The following is an 18535-nucleotide window of genomic DNA, read 5'->3' on the forward strand; positions in this document are numbered from 1 at the left end:
GCCTGGCCGTGTTCTCGGCGCTGATGAACTCGTGGGAAGCCAACGCCCGCATGCGCGACTACTTCATCGGCCAGGGCCAGCGCATCGCCGACAACCTTGCGCGCCAGAGCACGCTGGCGCTGCTGTTCCACTCGGCCGAGAACGCCCGCGAGGTGGTCAACTCCACGCTGTCCTTCCCGGACGTGGCGGCGCTGCAGATCATGGACGCCAAGGGCAAGGTGCTGCTGTCGCGGGTGGTGGCGGGCGCCAAGCTCGACGTGGCCAACCTGAGCCAGCCGGTCTCCGCGCACGCCGGCCTGGTCGGCGAGACCTCCGACGGCTGGCTGTTCACCGCGCCGGTGTACGGCGGCCAGAGCGAGGCCTCGCCGTTCGAGCTGCAGGAACACCAGCAGCAGCTGCTGGGCTATGTCCACGTGCAGATCGCCAAGAGCACGCTCAAGCGGCTGACCTGGTCGCTCCTGCTGGGCAACCTGGCGCTGACCCTGTCGTTCGCCGTGGTGCTGCTGGTGCTGGGCCGCCTGCTGACGCGCCACATGATCAATCCGCTCAACGCGCTGTCGACCTTGATGCGCCGCGCCGAGGCGGGCGAGTCCGGCATGCGCGCCGCGCCGGCCGGCCCGCGCGACCTGATCGAGATGGCGCACGCCTTCAACCAGATGATGAACGTGCTGGAGCAGCGCGAGGCCGAACTGAAGGACTCGCGCGACGCCGCCGTCAACATGGCGCAGATGAAGGCGCAGTTCGCCGCCACCGTCAGCCACGAGGTCCGCACCCCGCTCAACGGCGTGGTCGGCATGCTCGACATGCTCAAAGAAACCCGCCTGACGCCGCGCCAGCAGGAGTTCGTCGACGTGGCGTGGAACTCGTCGCGCACGCTGATCGCGCTGATCAACAACATCCTCGACTTCTCCAAGATGGAGGCTGGCAAGCTCAAGCTGGAGGAGACCGAGTTCTGCCTCGGCACCCTGCTGTCCGAGGTGCTGGAACTGGTGGCCCGTCCGGCGCAGCAGAAAGGCGTGGCCCTGAACTGGACCGTCGCGGCCGACGTGCCGGCCCGCATCGCCGGCGATTCGCTGCGGCTGCGCCAGATCCTCATCAACCTGGTCGGCAACGCCGTCAAGTTCACCGACCACGGCGAGGTGGCGGTGGACGTCGCGCTGGCGCCCGGCGCCGCGTTCGGCCTGCGCTTCGAGGTGCGCGACACCGGCATCGGCATGAGCGAGGAGGTGCGCCGCCACCTGTTCGAAGCCTACGTCCAGCCCGACCCGAGCACCACGCGCCGCTACGGCGGCACCGGCCTCGGCCTGGCCATCTGCAAGCAGCTGGTCGAGCTGCTGGGCGGCCAGATCGGTGTCGACAGCGTGACCGGCGCCGGCACCACCTTCCGCTTCACCATCGCCTGCCGCGCCGCGCAGCAGCAGGTGGCGGCGCCGCCGCTGCCGATGCGCCCGCCGGTCGCCATCGCCGCCGCGCCGCTGCCGTCGCCGACGCTCAGCCCGGTCCCGATGCCGGAGCGCCAGTTCCGCGTGCTGGTGGCCGAGGACAACCGCACCAACCAGATGGTGGCCGCCGGCATGCTGGCGATGAACGGCTGCGTCTGCGAATTCGCGGCCGACGGCGTCGAGGCGGTGCGCGCCGCCCAGCGCGAGCGCTTCGACCTGATCCTGATGGATTGCAGCATGCCGGAGATGGACGGCTACGAGGCCACGGCCCACATCCGCCTGGCCGAGCTGGCCATGGGCCGGCGCACGCCGCTGGTGGCGATGACCGCCAACACCCAGGCCGGCGACGCCGAGAAATGCCTGGCCGCCGGCATGGACGACTACCTGGCCAAGCCGATCACGCTGGTCGAGCTGCGCCACAAGCTGGAGAAATGGCTGCCGCACGGCGGCCCACTGGCCGCGCCGCTGCAAAGCGCCGCCGGCCGCGTACGCCAACGCCGGCGCCGGCCGCAGCTACGGTTGCGGCCCCCTGCCCGGTCGACCCGGCCCGTGTTCGACAAGCTGCGCGAAGCGCTGGCGACACCCTGCCGCACGCCGTCACGCCCTACCTGGAGGACACGCCGGCCTGCCTGGACGAGCTGGAGCAGGCCGTGCTGGCCGGCGACATGGCCACCGCCCGCGCCCGCGCGCACGCGCTCAAGGGCTCGTCGGGCAACTTCGGCGCCGAGACGCTGGCCCAGCTGGCGCAGCAGGCCGAGCACTTCGCGGCCGAGCAGCAGCCGGAACAGATCGAACCGCTGCTGGCGCCGCTGCGCGCGCACTACGAGGCGCTGGCCGCCTTCCTGCACGCCGAGATCAGCGACGCCGCCCCACAACAGGCGCAGGCGGCCGACGACCGTCCGCAAGTGCTGGTGGTGGACGACGACCGCAGCACCCGCAGCACGCTGCGCCACACCTTGCAGCGCGACGGCTTCCACGTCGAGGAGGCGGCCGACGGCGCAGCCGCGCTGGCGATGCTGGCGCGCTTCCAGCCCGACGTGATCCTGATGGACGCGATGATGCCGGTGATGGACGGCTTCACCGCCTGCGCCCGCATGCAGGAGCTGCCCAACGCCGGCGCCGTGCCGGTGCTGATGATCACGGCGCTGCAGGACAACTCGTCGGTCGAGCGCGCGTTCGCCGCCGGCGCCAGCGACTACATCCCCAAGCCCATCCACTACGCCGTGCTGTCGCAGCGGGTGCGCCGCATCATCGAGGCCAACCGCGCCGAGAAGCGCATCCGCCACCTGGCCTACAACGACGTGCTGACCAACCTGCCCAACCGCACCCTGTTCTTCGAGCTGCTGGCCGCCAGCATCGACCAGGCGCGCGTGGCCGCCGACGGCAGCCAGGTGGCGGTGCTGTTCATGGACCTGGACCGCTTCAAGTACGTCAACGACAACCTCGGCCACGACGTCGGCGACCGCCTGCTGCAGGCCGTGGCCCAGCGCGTGCGCCAGACCGTGCGCGCCGACGACGCCGTGGCGCGCCTGGGCGGCGACGAGTTCACCGTCGTGCTCAACGAGCTCGACAGCCCGGCCGCGGCCGCCACCGCCGCCCACAACATCGTCCGCGTGCTGTCGGCGCCGTTCCCGATCGACGGCCACGACATCTTCGTCACCGCCAGCGTCGGCATCGCCATGTATCCGCACGACGGCGGCGACGTCGCCACGCTGGTCAAGCACGCCGACAGCGCCATGTACCGCGCCAAGCGCACCAACACCGGCTTCCAGTTCTACGAGGCGTCGATGGAGCATTCGATCTCCGAGCACGTGCGGCTCGAGAGCGACCTGCGCCGCGCCATGGAGCAGCAGCACCAGCTGGAGGTGTACTACCAGCCGCAGGCCAGCCTGTGCAGCGGCAAGATCATCGGCATGGAGGCGCTGGTGCGCTGGCGCCATCCGACCCGCGGCATGATACCGCCGGTGGACTTCATCCCGCTGGCCGAGGAAACCGGCCTGATCAATCCGCTGGGCGACTGGGTGCTGCGCACCGCCTGCGCGCAGTTGCAGCAGTTCCTGGCCGCAGGCCTGCCGCCGATGCGGGTGGCGGTCAACCTGTCGGTGCGCCAGCTGCTGCAGAAGGACTTCGCCGCCTCGGTCGAGGCGGTGCTGGCCGACACCGGCCTGCCGCCGCAGCTGCTGGAGCTGGAGATCACCGAGAGCACGCTGATGGAGAACGCCCAGGACACGCTGGCCGCGCTGCACCGCCTGCACTCGCTGGGCGTGCGGCTGTCGATCGACGACTTCGGCACCGGCTACTCGTCGCTGTCCTACCTCAAGCGCTTCCCGGTCGACATCATCAAGATCGACCGCTCCTTCGTGCGCGACGTGCCGCAGGACGCCGACGACGCCGCCATCATCAGCGCCATCATCGCGCTGGCCCACAGCCTGCGCCTGGAAGTGGTGGCCGAGGGCGTGGAGACGGCGGCCCAGCTGCAGTTCCTCAAGGGGCGCGAATGCGACCTGATGCAGGGCTTCCACCTCAGCCCGGCGGTGCCGGCCGAACAGTTCGCCGAACTGGTGCGCCGACATGTGGACACGGCTACAACAGTTGCGGCGAAGATCTGCTAATTTTTACACATCGACAACAGCGGGCGCGCTAGAATCAAAAAAACGTCACAGGAGATAGCATGTTGAAAGCGTTGAGCGCCCACCGGCTGTACAGGACCGCGGCACTCACCCTGCCGCTGCTGGCGATCCACGGCACGGTGCACGCCGATCCGGTCAGTGAAGAGGACGAACTGGCGCTGGTCTACGGCGCCAGCGACAGCGTCAGCATCGCCACCGGCAACCTGCAAACGCTGCGCCGCGCGCCGGCCGTGGCCACCGTCATCACGGCGGCCGACATCGCCGCCATGGGCGCCACCGATCTCGACCAGGTGCTCGAAAGCGTGCCCGGCGTGCACGTCAACCGCACGCCGAACAGCAACTCGCCGCTGTACGTGGTGCGCGGCATCGTCAGCGCCTACACGCCGCAGATCCTGATGCTGCAAAACGGCGTGCCCATCACCACCTCCTATGTCGGCAACAAGGGCAACATCTGGGCCGGCTACCCGGTCGAGCACATCGCCCGCATCGAGATCATCCGCGGCCCAGGCTCGGCGCTGTACGGCTCGGACGCCTACTCCGGCGTCATCAACATCATCACCAAGGGACCGGGCGAAGTGCTGGGCACGGAGGTCGGCGCCCGCGCCGGCACCTTCCGCAGCTACGACGGCTGGGTGCAGCACGGCGGCAAGCTCGGCCCGGTCGAGGTCGCGGCCTACCTGCGCGTGGGCCAGACCGACGGCAGCGACCGCATCGTCGAGGCCGACGCGCAAAGCCGCAACGACGCGCTGTTCAAGACCCACGCCAGCCTCGCGCCGGGCCGGCTCAACAACCAGTACAAGGCCATCGACGGCAACCTGGACCTGATCTACGGCCAGTGGCGCGCCCGCCTCGGCTACAAGAAGCGCTACGACATGGGCACCGGCGCCGGCATCGCCTCGGCGCTGGATCCGCTGGGCCGCCAGCAGAGCGAACGCATCACCGGCACGCTGGCCTGGGCCGAGCCGCAGCTGACGCGCGACTGGGGCCTGGGCGCCAGCCTCAGCAGCCAGCAATACTCGCAGGAAGTCAGCGCCATCTACCAGCTGCTGCCGCCCGGCCTGACCTTCCCGACCGGCACCTTCCCCAACGGCATGCTGGGCGCGCCGGAAACGTACGAGCGCAACTACCGCCTGGCCGGCTACGCCGACTACAGCGGCTGGCGCGACCATCACGCGCGCATCGGCGCCGGCCACGACGACCTCGAACTGTACCGCGCGCAGGAATTCCGCAACTTCAACTACGCGCCGAACGGCACGCCGATCCCCCTGCCGGCCGTGATCGATGTGACCAACACCACGCCGTTCATGCGGCCGCAGCGGCGCAAGGTGGACTACCTGTACCTGCAGGACGAATGGAACTTCGCCACCGACTGGAACCTGACCGCAGGCATCCGCCACGACCATTACTCGGACTTCGGCGGCACCACCAATCCGCGCCTGGCGCTGGTGTGGGACGCCAGCTTCGACCTGACGGCCAAGCTGCTGTACGGGCGCGCCTTCCGCGCGCCGGCCTTCCTGGAAAGCTACGGCATCAGCAATCCGGTCGCGCTCGGCAATCCAAACCTCAAGCCGGAGCGCAACGCCACCACCGAGATGTCGTTCAACTGGCAGGCCCGCACCGACGCCACCGTCAACCTGACCTTCTACCGCTACGACATGAAGGACATCATCCGCACCGTGGTCAACCCGGTGCCGGGCACGGGCGCCACCTACGCCAACGCGGGCGACCAGCGCGGCCACGGCGTCGAGCTGGAATCGAGCTGGAACGTGACACGCGACCTGCACCTGTCGGGCAACTACGCGTGGCAGCGCTCGACCGACCAGACCACCCACACCGACGCCGGCTACGCGCCGCGCCAGCACGCCTACGGCCGCGCCGACTGGAGCTACGCCAACGGCTACCAGGCCGGCGCGCAGCTGAACTGGGTGGCGGGCCGCGAACGCGCCTTCGGCGACGCCCGTCCGGCCATCGCCGACTACACCACGGTGGACCTGACGCTGGCGACCCGCAACGGCCGCAACCAGTGGAACTTCGCGCTGGCGCTGCGCAACGCCTTCAACGCCGACGTGCGCGAGCCGAGCCCGGCGCCGGGTCTGACGCTGCCGCACGACCTGCCGATGGCGCCGCGCACCATCTCGCTGCAGGCTAGCTACAAGATGTAGATGGCTTAAGATTCGGCCAGCAGGTCGGCATAACGGCGCGCGAAAGTGTGTACGTCGCCCGGCCAGCGGGCCGACAGGTAGTTCCCATCGCGCACCACCCAGGCGGCGCGGTCGTCGCCGGCACGGTCGCGCACCAGGCCGCCCGTCTTGCGGAAGTAGTCCGGCGCGCCGGACGGCACGTCGATGAAGTCGGCGGGCGATGCTAGCGCGCGCTTCACTTCCTGCTCCACGCTCCAGTAGCCCGCAGGTTCGCCCTTGCTTTCGCCGTAGGTGCGGTAATAGCCTGGATCCCAGAAGCGCGCGACGAAGCGCGTCAGATCCCAGGCGCTGCGCTCCAGCTTCCAGGTCAGCGCCGTGGTCTTGCGGCCGTACAGCACCGAGCGCTGCGTGCGCGGCGACACCGAACGCGCAGCCAGCAGCACGCCGTGGCAGATCGCGGCCACCGGCTTGTCGCGATCAAAGAAGTCCGCCACCACTGCCTGCAAGACCTTGTCCTCCAGATACGGGCGCATGCCCTTGGCGTGGCCGCCCGGCAGCAGCAAGGCGTCGTACTGCGCCGCGTTCAGGTCTTGAAAGCGCTTGGGCTGCAGGAAGGCTGGATCGTACTCCAGCGCGGCGTAAGCCTGGCGGCCATGATGATCGGCCCTCAGCATCAAGCCGAACAGCCGCAGCTTGCGCAGGCCGGGCAGCCAGCCCCACGGGTCGAGTCCCTCGCCGCTGAGCATCATCGGATCGGCGTGGCCGCGGGTGCCATCGACTGTGGCGAACTCGATGCGGTGGCCGGCATCGCGCAGGATGCGCCAGCTCAACGCGACTTCGGTCGGGTCGAAGTCGCGCAGTGGAACCGGAATGAGGATGCGGCGGGAGTTGGTCATGGCATGAACGCGTGGTCGGCACGCGTACATTCTACAGCCATCACGGCGCCGGTTCGACCTGTCAGGCCGCGCGGCGCAACGGGGCCGCTGCCGGAGCGGGCAAGGCGCTGCGCGGCGCGACGGCAGGCAGCTGGTGTACGCGCTGCTTGCTCCAACCACCGCCATCGATCTTGAAGGAACCCACCAGCTGCGCCAGTTCGCGCGCCTGGTCCTGCATCGCATCGGCCGCCGCTGCGGCCTCCTCGACCAGCGCCGCGTTCTGCTGCGTGACGCCGTCCATGTCGCCGATGGCGGCGTTGACCTGCTCGATGCCGTGTTCCTGCTCGGCGCTGGCGGCGCTGATGGCCGCCATGATGCCGGTCACCTTCTCCACGCTCAGCACAATCTCCGCCATCGTCGCGCCGGCCGTCTGCGCCAGCTCGCTGCCGCTGGCGATGCGCTCGGCCGACTCGTTGATCAACTGCTTGATCTCCTTGGCCGCGCTGGCCGAGCGCTGCGCCAGGCTGCGCACCTCCGACGCCACCACGGCGAATCCACGTCCCTGCTCGCCGGCGCGCGCCGCCTCCACCGCCGCGTTCAGCGCCAGGATATTGGTCTGGAAGGCGATGCCGTCGATCACGCTGGTGATGTCGACGATCTTGTGCGCGTACTCGTTGATGCTGGCCATGGTCCGCACCACCTCCGACACCACCGCCCCGCCCTTGCCCGCCACGTCCGACGCCGACTCCGCCAGACGGTTGGCCTGGCGCGCGTTGCCGCTGTTCTGCCTGACGGCCTCGGTCAACTCCACCATCGCCGACGCCGTTTCCTCCAGCGCGCCGGCCTGGTGCTCGGTGCGGCGCGACAAATCCATATTGCCGTTGGCGATCTCGCGCGAGGCGGCGTCGATGGCCACCGCGCCGTCGCGCACGCGGCCCACGGTTTCGGCCAGGCGCCCGGTCATGTGGCTCAGCGCGTCGAACAGCTGGCCCATCTCGTCGCTGCGGCCGTGCTCGATGGCCACGTGCAGTTCGCCCGCCGCAACCTGTCCGGCCAGCGCCACCGCGCGCCGCAGCGGCAGCACGATGCTGCGGGTCAGCGCCAGCGCCAGCACCGCGCCCAGCGCCAGGGTCGCCAGCCCCAGGCCCGCCAACAGCAAGCGGCTGCCCTGGAACTGGCCGGCCGACTGCGCCGCCAGCGCCTTGGCCTGCTGCGTCTGGTGGGCCAGAAGCTTGTCCAGCGCGCCGGTGTAGCCCCCGAACACCACCGCCATCTTGTTGTCCAGCAGATCGCCGACTTCCTGCGTGCGGCCGCCATCCTTCAACTTGAACAGTTCCGCGCGCAGCGCCAGATAGGCGCTCTTGCGGGCGGCGACGGCGCGCAACAGTTCCGCTTCCGCCCCCTGCGCCGGCATCGCCGCCAGCCTGGCCTCCATCGCGGCGGCTAGCTTTTCGCCGGCGGTCAGCTGGGCCTGGAAGATGTCGCCCACTTCCAGGCTGTCGCTGCGCGCGATGGAGGTGGCGCGCAGCCCGTTCAGCTCGACGATGCCCAGCAGCTCGGAGGTGAGCTGCTGCTTGGCCAGCTTTTCGTCGACCAGGTTGGAGGTAGTGTCGTTGGCCGTCTGCAAGCGCCACAGGGCCACCGCCGACATGCACGCCATCAAAAACAATAGCGCGGCGAACGAGGCCATCACGCGTACACCGGTATTCAGCTTAGGAATTTTCATGACTTTTCAATAAAAGAAGTGCGTTTCGATCAAGATGGCGCCAGTATGCCCGGCAAATATGACGCCGTTATTACCGTACAGCAATCTTTTCGCATATGTTTATTACGAAACAAAAGGTATTTTTCGAGAGCAACTTTTCGAACGACTCGTATATACTGGTTCCTCATACACGCCTCCCATGAAAACCGTGAGCACACACCCTATCGCCGAAGCCGAATTGCTGAAATCCGAACAAGACGCCGTGCTCGCGCTGAGCAAGCTGTTGCACATCTGGTACAACGAGGCCGGATTGCACGGCATGCTGCGCTCGCTCGACGCCACGCTGGCGCAGTGCCACGCCATCCGCGAGGAATTCGCCGCCGAGGGCGAGCTGCAGCGCCTCGACGCCGAACGCGGCGCCATCAGCCAGCACCTGGGCTTCATGCTGTCCTTGTGCGCAGACTGATAACACTCTTTTCTTTTGGTTAAGATGTAATAGCCCGGTAACAATTTCCCACTAGCATTACGGGCACTGAAGTCAACCAAAGGTTACAGCCCGTGGAGTTCAACGCCTCTCGTTTGCACCTGCCCCGTTTCCGCCTGTCCGTCGCCGCCGACCTGTGCGTCGAGACCGTCTCGGTGCCGTCCGACACCAGCAATTTCGGCGTGCTGGAGCTGTTCACCGAACGCCGCGACCTGATGAGCTTGCCCGTGATCGAGGGCGACCGCCCTATCGGCCTCATCAGCCGCAACATCTTCATGTCGCAGATGTCCAAGCCCTTCTACCACGAGCTGTACGGCAAAAAGAGCTGCATCGCCTTCATGGACAAGGAACCGCTGATCGTCGACGCCGCCATGAGCATCGAGGCGCTGACCTTCCGCGCGGTCGAATCGGGCGAGAAGGCGCTGGCGGACGGCTTCATCGTCACCCGCGACGGCGGCTTGGCCGGCGTCGGCTTCGGCCTGCAGCTGATGAACGTGGTGGCCAATATGCAGGCCGAGAAGAACCGCCAGATCATGCACAGCATCGACTACGCCAGCGTGATCCAGCGCTCGCTGCTGCGCCCCTCCGACCTGGCGCTGCGCGAGGCCCTGAAGGACGCCCACCTGGAATGGCAGCCGCGCGACGTCGTCGGCGGCGACTTCTATCACTTCGCGCGCTACCCGGACGGCTGGTTCGCCGCCATCGCCGACTGCACCGGCCACGGTGTGCCGGGCGCGTTCATGACGCTGATCTCCTCGTCGACCCTGGCGCAGGCCTTGCAGCAACTGGGTCCGCGCGATCCGGCCGCGCTGATCGCCGAGGTCAATCGCGGCGTCAAGAGCATGCTGGGACAGGTCGACGAGCGCCACGGCCTGCACGGCGCGCCCGCCTCCAACGACGGCATGGACGCCGCCTTCCTGTGGTTCGACAACGCCAGCCGCCAGCTGCACTTCGCCGGCGCCAAGCTGCCGCTGTTCCAGCTCGATCCCGACCAGCAGGCGGTGCAGACGGTGGACGGCGACCGCATGGGCGTGGGCTACGTCGACACGCCGCTCGACTACGCGTGGACCAACAAGACCATCGCCATCCCGGAACGCAGCCTGCTGTTCCTGACCACCGACGGCTTGATCGACCAGATCGGCGGCGCCAAGGACATCGCCTACGGCAAGCGTCGCATGCGCGACGTACTGCTGGCCCAGCGCGGCGCCGGCGCGCGCGACGTCAGCGACGCCATGCTGGCCGACTACCAAGCGTGGCAACGCGAACAGCCGCGCCGCGACGACCTGACCTTTTTCTGTTTCCGCCCATAGGAGCGCCGATTTTGCTGTACGAAGAATTCAACGATTTCTGGGACGTGGCCCGCAAGCGCCACATCATCTTCTTCTACGTGGGCTATTTCTCGCAGCACGTGGTGGCCGCCATCTCCGAGACCATCAAGGCGCGGCTGGACACGGCCGGCGCGGCGGGGCCGACGCGGCGGCGCATCTTCTCGTCCTTCGTCGAAATGTCGCAGAACATCATGCACTACTCGTCGGACACGCTCACGCCGCACGAACAAAGCGACAACCAGATGCGGCGCGGCTCCTTCTGCATCGGCATGAAGGACGACAGCTTCTTCCTGCTGTGCGCCAATCCGGTCGACAGCGCCAATGTGGAGCGCATCCGCAGCCGCCTGGAGCCGCTGCACACGATGACGATGGAGGAGATCAAGTCCGCCTACAAGAAGGCGCTGCGCGACGAGACGCCGGCCGACAGCAAGGGCGCGGGCCTGGGCTTCCTGACCATGGCGCGCGACGCCAGCGAACCGCTGGAGTTCGAGTTCGTGCAGGAAGCGCACAACCCGGACACCACGGTGTTCTGCATCAAAGCGATAATTTAAAAAGTACTGGAACAGTCATGGAACCACTCTACATCAGCGCCTCGCCCACCTCGCCGGAAATCGACTTCCGCTTCGACCAGGACACCCTGTCGATCAAGGGCGAGTCCTACCCGGAAAACGCCGCAGCCTTCTACGGCCCGGTGATCGCGCGCGTGCAGGCCTACCTGGACGCCTGCGATGACGCCAGCATCACGGTCAACGTCTCGCTGGCCTACTTCAACAGCTCCAGCACCAAGATGCTGTTCTCCTTCTTCGACGCGCTGAACAAGGCCGCGATGGACGGCAACCAGGTGCGCCTGAACTGGTACCACGACGAGGACGACGACACCATCCTCGAATTCGGCCAGGAGCTGCAGGACGATTTCGGCGCGCTGGACTTCCACGACCACCCGGTGAGCAACTGATGATGACCATTCCCGGCCGCGACGAAGCCGACCTGTTTGCGCTGGAAAGCGCGGCGCTGGCCAACGCCAGGGCCGCCCACGCCGATCCGCGCGCCGACGCCCGCGCGGCGCTGGCAGAGATGATCGTCCACTACGAGCGCCTGATGCGCGAGAGCCGCCGCCTGATCCGCCGCAGCGACCGCGCGGAGCTCGATATGAACCAGATGAACCGCCAGCTGCACGAACTGGCGCAGCAGCTGGAATACCGCGCCACGCACGATCCGCTGACCGGGGCGCTCAACCGGGCGGCAGTCATCGAGCAGGCCGGCGGCTGCCTGGCGCGCGGCGACATGGCGCTGATCGTGCTGGACATCGACCACTTCAAATGGGTCAACGACGATTTCGGCCACCCGGCCGGCGACGCCGTGATCCAGACCGTGGTGAGCTGCCTGCAGGCGCTGCTGGGGCCCGACGTGGCGATAGGCCGCGTGGGCGGCGAAGAGTTTTCGGTGGTGTGGCCGACCAGTTCCGTCGACGAGGCGCAGCAGGTGGCGGCCAGCATCTGCGACGCCATCGCCGACCAGGTGTTCGCGGCGCCGATCGACCGCCAGATCACGGCCAGCGTGGGCCTGAGCTGGAACCGCGCCGGCACCAGCTTCGAAACCGCCTACAGCCACGCCGACGAGGCGCTGTACGCCGCCAAGCGGGCCGGCCGCAACTGCGTCAAGGTCCACGCGCCACTGCCACCGCCGCAACCCACCGCCACCCCGCCAGCGCCCGAAGACGTATCAGCTCCTTGCCATTGATTTAACCGTCCGCACCAGTCATCACGGCACCGGCGTCAACAGCGGCTGGCCGCCGAAGTGGGCGACCAGGTTGTCGACCACCAGCTGGCCCATGGCGTGGCGGGTTTCCACGGTCAGGCTGCCCACGTGCGGCGTCAGCACCACGTTTTCCAGTTCGCGCAGCGCGGGCGGCACGTGCGGCTCGTTGTCGAACACGTCCAGCGCCGCCATGCCCAGCGCACCGTCGCGCAACGCGGCGACCAGCGCCTCCTGGTCCACCAGCGATCCGCGCGAGACGTTGACCAAGGTCCCCTCGGCTCCCAGCGCCGCCATCACCTCCGCGTCGATGGCGTGCCGCGTGGCCGCGCCGCCGGGCGCGCACACCACCAGGTAATCGCTGGCGCGCGCCAGTTCCAGCAGCGAGGCGCAGCGCACCACGGCCACGCCGTCGACCGCGCGCGGCTGGAAGTAGCGCGTACGCATGCCGAAGGCCGCCGCCCGCGCCGCCACCGCCTGGCCGATGCGCCCGAAACCGAACACGCCGCACACCTTGCCGCGCAGGGCGCGCGTGGGCGCCAGCGGCACGCCGCGCTCCCACGCGCCGCTGCGCACATGCCGGTCCAGCGCCGGCAGCCGGCGCGCCGCCGACAGCAACAGCGTCAATGCCAGATCCGCCACGTCGTCGGTCAGCACGCCCGGCGTGTTGGTGACAAAAATGCCACGCGCGCGGGTCGCGTCCAGCGCCACCGCGTCCACGCCGATGCCGTTGACGGCGACGATCTCCAAGCGAGGCAACTGCTCCAGCAGCGCCGGGCCGATGCCGATCGCGCCGGTCGTCAGCACGCCGCGTATGCCCGGCGCCACACCGGCCAGCCATTCCGGCTGCGCCTCGCAGGGCTGGCGCCACAGATGATGGCATTGGAACGCCTGCTCCAGCCGCGCCATCACCGCCGCCGACGGACTCGCCGCCAGCACCAATATCTCTGGTTTCATATCGCTATCCTCGTTCATGTGGCGATTGTACAAGGGACGGCGCACAACGTGGCTTTGCATGGACTTTCCGCCGGCATTTCCGTATGCTGGAAGCACCTTCCTGGAGCGCGCCCCGATTTGAACGTCCACGCCGCCACACCGCACCGTCCCGCCGCGCGCCGCTGGCTGCTGGCGGCGCTGGCGGCCTGCACGATGTTGTGCGGGACCGCCATGGCCGCCCCAGGGCGCTGGGACCTGCTGGCCACGCCCCTGTTCGAGCATCTAGGCCTGGAACAAGGGCTGCCGCATCCAATCGGCCTGACGCTGGCGCAGGACGGCGACGGCTACATCTGGGTCGGCACCCAGAGCGGCCTGGCGCGCTGGGACGGCTATCACATGCGCAGCTTCCACCACGACGCCGGCAACCCTGCCTCGCTGCCCGGCGATTTCGTCCAGGTGCTGCACGTGGATGTGCGCGGCCGGCTCTGGGTGGGCACGGCGGCGGCGGGACTGGGCATGTTCGACCGCCGCACCGAACAATTCAGCCGCCCCAGCGACGAATTGGGTAAGGGCCAGATCAGCGCCATCGCCAGCGACGCCAAGGGCAACCTGTGGCTGGGCACACCGCAGGGCCTGAAATACTACGACACCGTCCAGGGCACGGTGCGCCTCTACAGCCACGAGGAACATCCCGGCCTGCCCGACAACCAGATCCGCGCCCTGCTGGTGGACCGCGCCGGCACGCTGTGGATAGGCTCCGCCACCGGCCTGTCGCGCCTGCGCGACGGCGGCGCCATCACCCGGGTCGCCGTCGGCGGCGACGCCCACGGCGGCTGGAGCGACACCGTCATGTCCCTGGGCGAGAACAGCTTCGGCCAGATCGCCTTCGGCACGCTCAAGAGCGGCGTCGGCGTGGTCGATCCGGCCTCCGACCGGGGGCGCCTGCTCACCATCGCCGGCGTCAAGGAACTCCAGGCCAACATGGTGCTGGCGGTGGTCGAATCCACGCCCGGCACCTGGTGGGCCAGCACCTACGGCGGCGGCGTGGTGGAGTTCCGCAACGGCCAGGGGCGCCGCATCCTGCACCAACCGGCGGTGCCGCCAAGCCTGAGCAACGACCGCACCGCCGCCCTGCTGCGCGACCGCAGCGGCATGATGTGGGTGACCACCGAGCGTGGCGTCGACCTGTTCGATCCCCACAACGAGAGCGTCGACTCGGTGTTCGGCGCCCAGGGCGCGCCGGAAGCGGCGGTCACCGCGCTGATGACCGACCGTCAGGGCCAGGTGTGGATCGCGCTGGCCGACCAGGGCATCGACATCGTGCGGGCCGACGGTTCGCGCCGCGCCGCGCTGCGTCCCGATCCCGCCCATCCCGACAGCGCGCTGCCCAACCGGATGGTGCTGTCGCTGGCCGAAGCCGGCGGCGGCGAGGCGTGGATCGGCACCCAGCTTGGCCTCTACCGCACCCGAGACGGAGCGCGCGGGGTACGCCGCGTCCCGCTGCCCGAGGCGTATCCCTCGCCGCGCATCGGCACCATCCTGAACCGCAAGGGCGAACTGTGGCTGGGCACCTTCGACGGCCTGCTGCGCTACGATCCGGTCGCCGGCACGGTGCGCCGCTACGTGCAGGGCGCGGCCGACGCCGGAGGCCTGACCGACAACCGCGTCCACGCGGTGGTGCCCGACGCCGCCGGCGGCTTGTGGATCGCCACCCGCAACGGCTTGAACCGGCTGGATCCCGACAGCGGCAAGGTGGAACAGATCCACGCCCACCCCGAGCTGCCGTCCGCGCTGTCGGAGGCGGTCCTCCTCTCGCTGGCGCTGGACACGCGCGGCCGCCTGTGGGTGGGCACCTACGGCGGCGGCATCTGCGTGATGACCGGACGCGATGCGCATGGCGCGCCGGTGTTCCACCGTATCGCCACGCTGGGCGGGCTGGCGGCCGGCAGCATCATGTCGCTGCAGGCCGATCCCGTCGGCCGCATCTGGGCCGCCACCGCCGACAGCATCGCCGTGATCGACGCGGCCTCGTTCAAGGCGCGCGCGCTGACCCGCGCCGACGGCCTGGCGTTCCGCACCTTCTTCATCGGCGCCAGCACGGTCACGCCGGAACGCGACCTGGTGTTCGGCGCCACCGCCGGCATGGCGGTGGTCTATCCGGGAAGGCTGAGCGACTGGAGCTTCCGCCCGCCGCTGGTGATCAGCGCGGTGCGGCGCGACCAGCAGACGATCACGCCCGGGCAGATGGCCAGCGACCAGGGCCCGACGCTGACCCTCAAGCCGGAGAACCAGGGCTTCGAAGTGGAACTGGCGGCGCTGGACTTTTCCGCCCCGCAGCGCAACCGCTACGCCTACCTGCTCGAAGGCTTCGACCAGCACTGGGTGGAGGCCGACGCCAGCCGGCGCATCGCCGCCTACAAGCACCTGCCGCCCGGCGCCTACCGCCTGCGCATGCGGGGCAGCAACCGCGAAGGCATGTGGAACACCGAGGAGCTGCAACTGCGCGTGGTGGTGCTGCCGGCCTGGCACCAGACCTGGTGGGCCCGGCTCTGCTACCTGGTCGCCGCCTGCCTGCTGACGTGGGGGCTGGTGCGCTGGCGTGTGCGCCAGCTGCACCACAAGGGCGAGCGGCTGCAGGCGCTGGTCTACTCGCGCACCCGGCACCTGGAAAAGCTCAACGCCATCGTCAAGTCGATCAACGAGCAGCTCGATTTCGACGCGCTGCTGCACACCATCCTGCACGAATCGACCGTCATCGAAGGCGTCGATTCGGCGATCGCGCTGGTGCGCGAGGCCGGCACCGAGACCTTGTCGCTGCGCGCGGCGTGGGGCCGCATCGACGCGGCGGCGGACGCCTACAACATCGACCTGCGCCAGGCCGAGCTGCGCTACGCGCCGGCCGACTGCATGATCGCGCCGGACATCTTCGAAGTCCACCGCCGGCACACGCTGCCCGGCGACGTGTGCGCCCTGCTGTCGGTGCGCGTGGTGATCGACGGCCAGGTCGAAGGCTATCTGGTGTTCGAGAACTACCAGTACCGCGCCACCTTCGCCGCCAGCGACCTCGATCTGCTCAAGGCCCTGAAGGAGCCGTTCGTGTCGGCCTACCAGAAGGCGCGCGCGCTGCGGCTGCTGGAACAGGCGCGCGCCAACGCCGAAGCGGCCACCCGCGCCAAGAGCGACTTCCTGGCCAACATCAGCCACGAGATCCGCACGCCGATGAACGCCATCCTCGGCTTCGCCGGCCTGGGCACGCACCTGGACCTGCCGCCGCAGCCGCTGGACTACTTCCGCAAGATCGGCCGCGCGGGCCAGAGCCTGCTGGAGATCATCAACGACGTGCTGGACTTCTCCAAGATCGAATCGGGCAAGCTGGAACTGGAGGCCCTGCCCTTCGACCTGCCCGACACCCTGAGCCAGCTGGCCGACCTGTTCGCGTGGCGCGCCGCCGAGCGCGGGCTGGAACTGGTGATCTGGGCCGCGCCGGACGTGCCGTCCAACCTGCTGGGCGACCCGCTGCGGCTAAGCCAGATCCTGGTCAACCTGGTCGGCAACGCGCTCAAGTTCACGGCGCGCGGCCACATCGAACTGCGCGTGGAGCGCGACCACGGCGCGCCGGCGCCGGCCGACGCCTTTGGCCAGGCGCCCGTGGCGCTGCGCTTCGTGGTCGAGGACAGCGGTCTGGGTATCAGCAGCGAGCAGCAGGCGCGCCTGTTCCAGGCCTTCGCCCAGGCCGACGCCAGCACCACGCGCCTGTACGGCGGCACCGGCCTGGGGCTGGCGATCTCGCAGCAGCTGGTGCGCAAGATGGGCGGCGTGATCCAGGTCGACAGCGAACCTGGCGTCGGCAGCAGCTTCAGTTTCACCGTGGCGCTGCAGCCGGCCGCCGACCAGACGCCGCGCCAGGCGCCGCTGCCGCCGTCGGTGCTGGGCAAGCGCGTGCTGGTGGTGGACGACAGCGAGGCGGTGCGCCACATGCTCAAGATCCAGCTGGCCAGCATGGGCCTGAAGCCGCGCGCGGTGGCCTCGGGCACGGCGGCGGTGGCGGCCATGCAGCTGGAACCCTACGACATCCTGATGATGGACGCCGCCATGCCGGACCTGGACGGCATCGAAACCCTGCACCGCATCGCCGACGATCCGCAACTGTCGGCGGTGCCGGCGGTGCTGATGGTGACCGCCTACGCGCGCGAACACGATCGCGCCACCGCCGAACAAAGCCGCCTGATGCCCTTCATCGACAAGCCGGCCAGTCCCTACCTGCTGCGCGGCGCGGTGCTGGCGGCGCTGGGTATCGAGAGCGGCCAGCCGGCCGTCAAGCTGGCTGCGCCGCCGTCGCTGGCGGTGCAGCGCATCCGTGGCGCGCACGTGCTGGTGGTGGACGACAACAGCATCAACCAGCAGGTGGCCAGCGAAATCCTGCAGCGCGCCGGCGTCAAGGCGGACCTGGCCAGCAGCGGCGAAGAAGCCGCCCGCATGACCGCCGCCGGCGCCTACGACGCGGTGCTGATGGACATCCAGATGCCGGACATGGACGGCTACCAGGCCACGGCCCTGATCCGCGCCGACCAGGCCCACGGCAAGCTGCCCATCATCGCCATGACCGCGCACGCGGTGGCCGGCTACCGCGAGCGCTGCCTGGAGATGGGCATGAACGACTACGTCACCAAGCCGATCGATCCCGACACCCTGTACGCGGTGCTGGCGACCTGGGTCGAACCAGGCCCCGCGCGCGCCGAGGCGGCCGATCCCGCGCCGGCGCGGGGCGCGCCGGACCGGGCCCCGTCCATCGCGGTGCGCGGCATCGACATGGAGGCGGCGATGGAACGGCTGGGCGGCCAGGGCCGCCTGCTGGAGCGCTTGCTGGGCCTGTTCGCCAAGGACTTCGGTGCGAGTTTGCAACAGATTCAAGATGCAATCGACCACGGCGACTTCCTGAAGGCGGCCGACCAGGTGCACAAGATACGCGGCGCGGCCGGTAACATCTCGGCAACGGATTTGTTCGAGACGGCCACCGCGCTGGAAGACCGTCTGCGCGACGATCCCCCTGCGCTGACCGATTTGCTGATGGCTTTCGCGCAGGCGTTCGATGTCGTAATGGAAAGCGCGCGCGGGAACGCTGACGGGCCGCCCGACCGCGCCACGGAACTGGCCCGGACCGGCTAGCGTCTTGATAGTTGCGAATCCGCTTGAGATGGCGCCGGCTTTGGCCTACGATGGTCTTGCGTTTCGACACGCG

11 protein-coding genes and 1 pseudogene are annotated in these 18535 nt (G+C 69.0%); 9 read left to right on the forward strand and 3 right to left on the reverse strand.

The window, feature by feature from the left end:
- Nucleotides 1-50: 50 nt before the first annotated feature.
- The 3 genes and pseudogenes from HUX88_RS32375 to HUX88_RS14375 all read left to right on the forward strand — a co-directional run.
- Nucleotides 51-1808 (forward strand): annotated as a pseudogene (locus HUX88_RS32375) (ATP-binding protein); the annotation flags it as partial.
- A 299-nt stretch (nucleotides 1809-2107) separates the two neighbouring features.
- Nucleotides 2108-4054, forward strand: coding sequence for a bifunctional diguanylate cyclase/phosphodiesterase (locus HUX88_RS32380; RefSeq protein ID WP_229219352.1), 1947 nt, complete (start codon nucleotides 2108-2110; stop codon nucleotides 4052-4054).
- 59 nt (nucleotides 4055-4113) lie between these two features.
- Nucleotides 4114-6234, forward strand: coding sequence for a TonB-dependent siderophore receptor (locus tag HUX88_RS14375; protein WP_229219353.1), 2121 nt, complete (start codon nucleotides 4114-4116; stop codon nucleotides 6232-6234).
- 5 nt (nucleotides 6235-6239) lie between these two features.
- Here HUX88_RS14375 and HUX88_RS14380 read toward each other — a convergent pair whose 3' ends face one another.
- Nucleotides 6240-7109 carry a type 1 glutamine amidotransferase domain-containing protein gene (locus tag HUX88_RS14380; RefSeq protein ID WP_176362214.1) on the reverse strand — a complete coding sequence of 290 codons (870 nt, stop codon included), beginning with the start codon at nucleotides 7107-7109 and terminating at the stop codon, nucleotides 6240-6242.
- Nucleotides 7110-7170: 61 nt separating this feature from the next.
- Nucleotides 7171-8814: a methyl-accepting chemotaxis protein gene (locus HUX88_RS14385; protein ID WP_176362215.1), complete on the reverse strand. Its 1644-nt coding sequence runs from the start codon at nucleotides 8812-8814 to the stop codon at nucleotides 7171-7173.
- A gap of 187 nt (nucleotides 8815-9001) precedes the next feature.
- Here HUX88_RS14385 and HUX88_RS14390 point away from each other — a divergent pair, with 187 nt between their 5' ends.
- The 5 genes from HUX88_RS14390 (at nucleotide 9002) to HUX88_RS14410 (ending at nucleotide 12345) form a co-directional block, all read left to right on the forward strand.
- Nucleotides 9002-9259 carry a hypothetical protein gene (locus HUX88_RS14390; protein WP_147330429.1) on the forward strand — a complete coding sequence of 86 codons (258 nt, stop codon included), beginning with the start codon at nucleotides 9002-9004 and terminating at the stop codon, nucleotides 9257-9259.
- Nucleotides 9260-9372: 113 nt separating this feature from the next.
- Nucleotides 9373-10587, forward strand: a complete 1215-nt coding sequence (locus tag HUX88_RS14395; RefSeq protein ID WP_217916332.1) for a SpoIIE family protein phosphatase — start codon at nucleotides 9373-9375, stop codon at nucleotides 10585-10587.
- An 11-nt stretch (nucleotides 10588-10598) separates the two neighbouring features.
- Nucleotides 10599-11156, forward strand: coding sequence for a SiaB family protein kinase (locus tag HUX88_RS14400; protein ID WP_117010815.1), 558 nt, complete (start codon nucleotides 10599-10601; stop codon nucleotides 11154-11156).
- A gap of 17 nt (nucleotides 11157-11173) precedes the next feature.
- Entirely contained in the window at nucleotides 11174-11560 is a 387-nt protein-coding gene (locus HUX88_RS14405) for a DUF1987 domain-containing protein (protein ID WP_117010817.1), read from the forward strand.
- Nucleotides 11560-12345 (forward strand): GGDEF domain-containing protein, encoded by a 786-nt coding sequence (locus tag HUX88_RS14410; RefSeq protein WP_176362217.1) that lies wholly within the window; start codon nucleotides 11560-11562, stop codon nucleotides 12343-12345. The genes HUX88_RS14405 and HUX88_RS14410 overlap by 1 nt, the downstream gene beginning before the upstream one ends.
- A 21-nt stretch (nucleotides 12346-12366) precedes the next feature.
- On the opposite strand, the gene HUX88_RS14415 is transcribed toward HUX88_RS14410, so the two are convergent.
- The gene (locus HUX88_RS14415; protein WP_176362218.1) at nucleotides 12367-13317 is read right to left on the reverse strand and encodes a 2-hydroxyacid dehydrogenase; all 951 of its coding nucleotides are present in this window, start codon (nucleotides 13315-13317) and stop codon (nucleotides 12367-12369) included.
- Nucleotides 13318-13434: 117 nt separating this feature from the next.
- Here HUX88_RS14415 and HUX88_RS14420 point away from each other — a divergent pair, with 117 nt between their 5' ends.
- Nucleotides 13435-18462 carry a response regulator gene (locus tag HUX88_RS14420; RefSeq protein WP_229219354.1) on the forward strand — a complete coding sequence of 1676 codons (5028 nt, stop codon included), beginning with the start codon at nucleotides 13435-13437 and terminating at the stop codon, nucleotides 18460-18462.
- The last annotated feature ends 73 nt before the right edge of the window (nucleotides 18463-18535 follow it).

It is taken from the genome of Duganella sp. BJB1802, from assembly GCF_013369445.1.
GTDB lineage: Bacteria > Pseudomonadota > Gammaproteobacteria > Burkholderiales > Burkholderiaceae_D > Rugamonas > Rugamonas vulcania_A.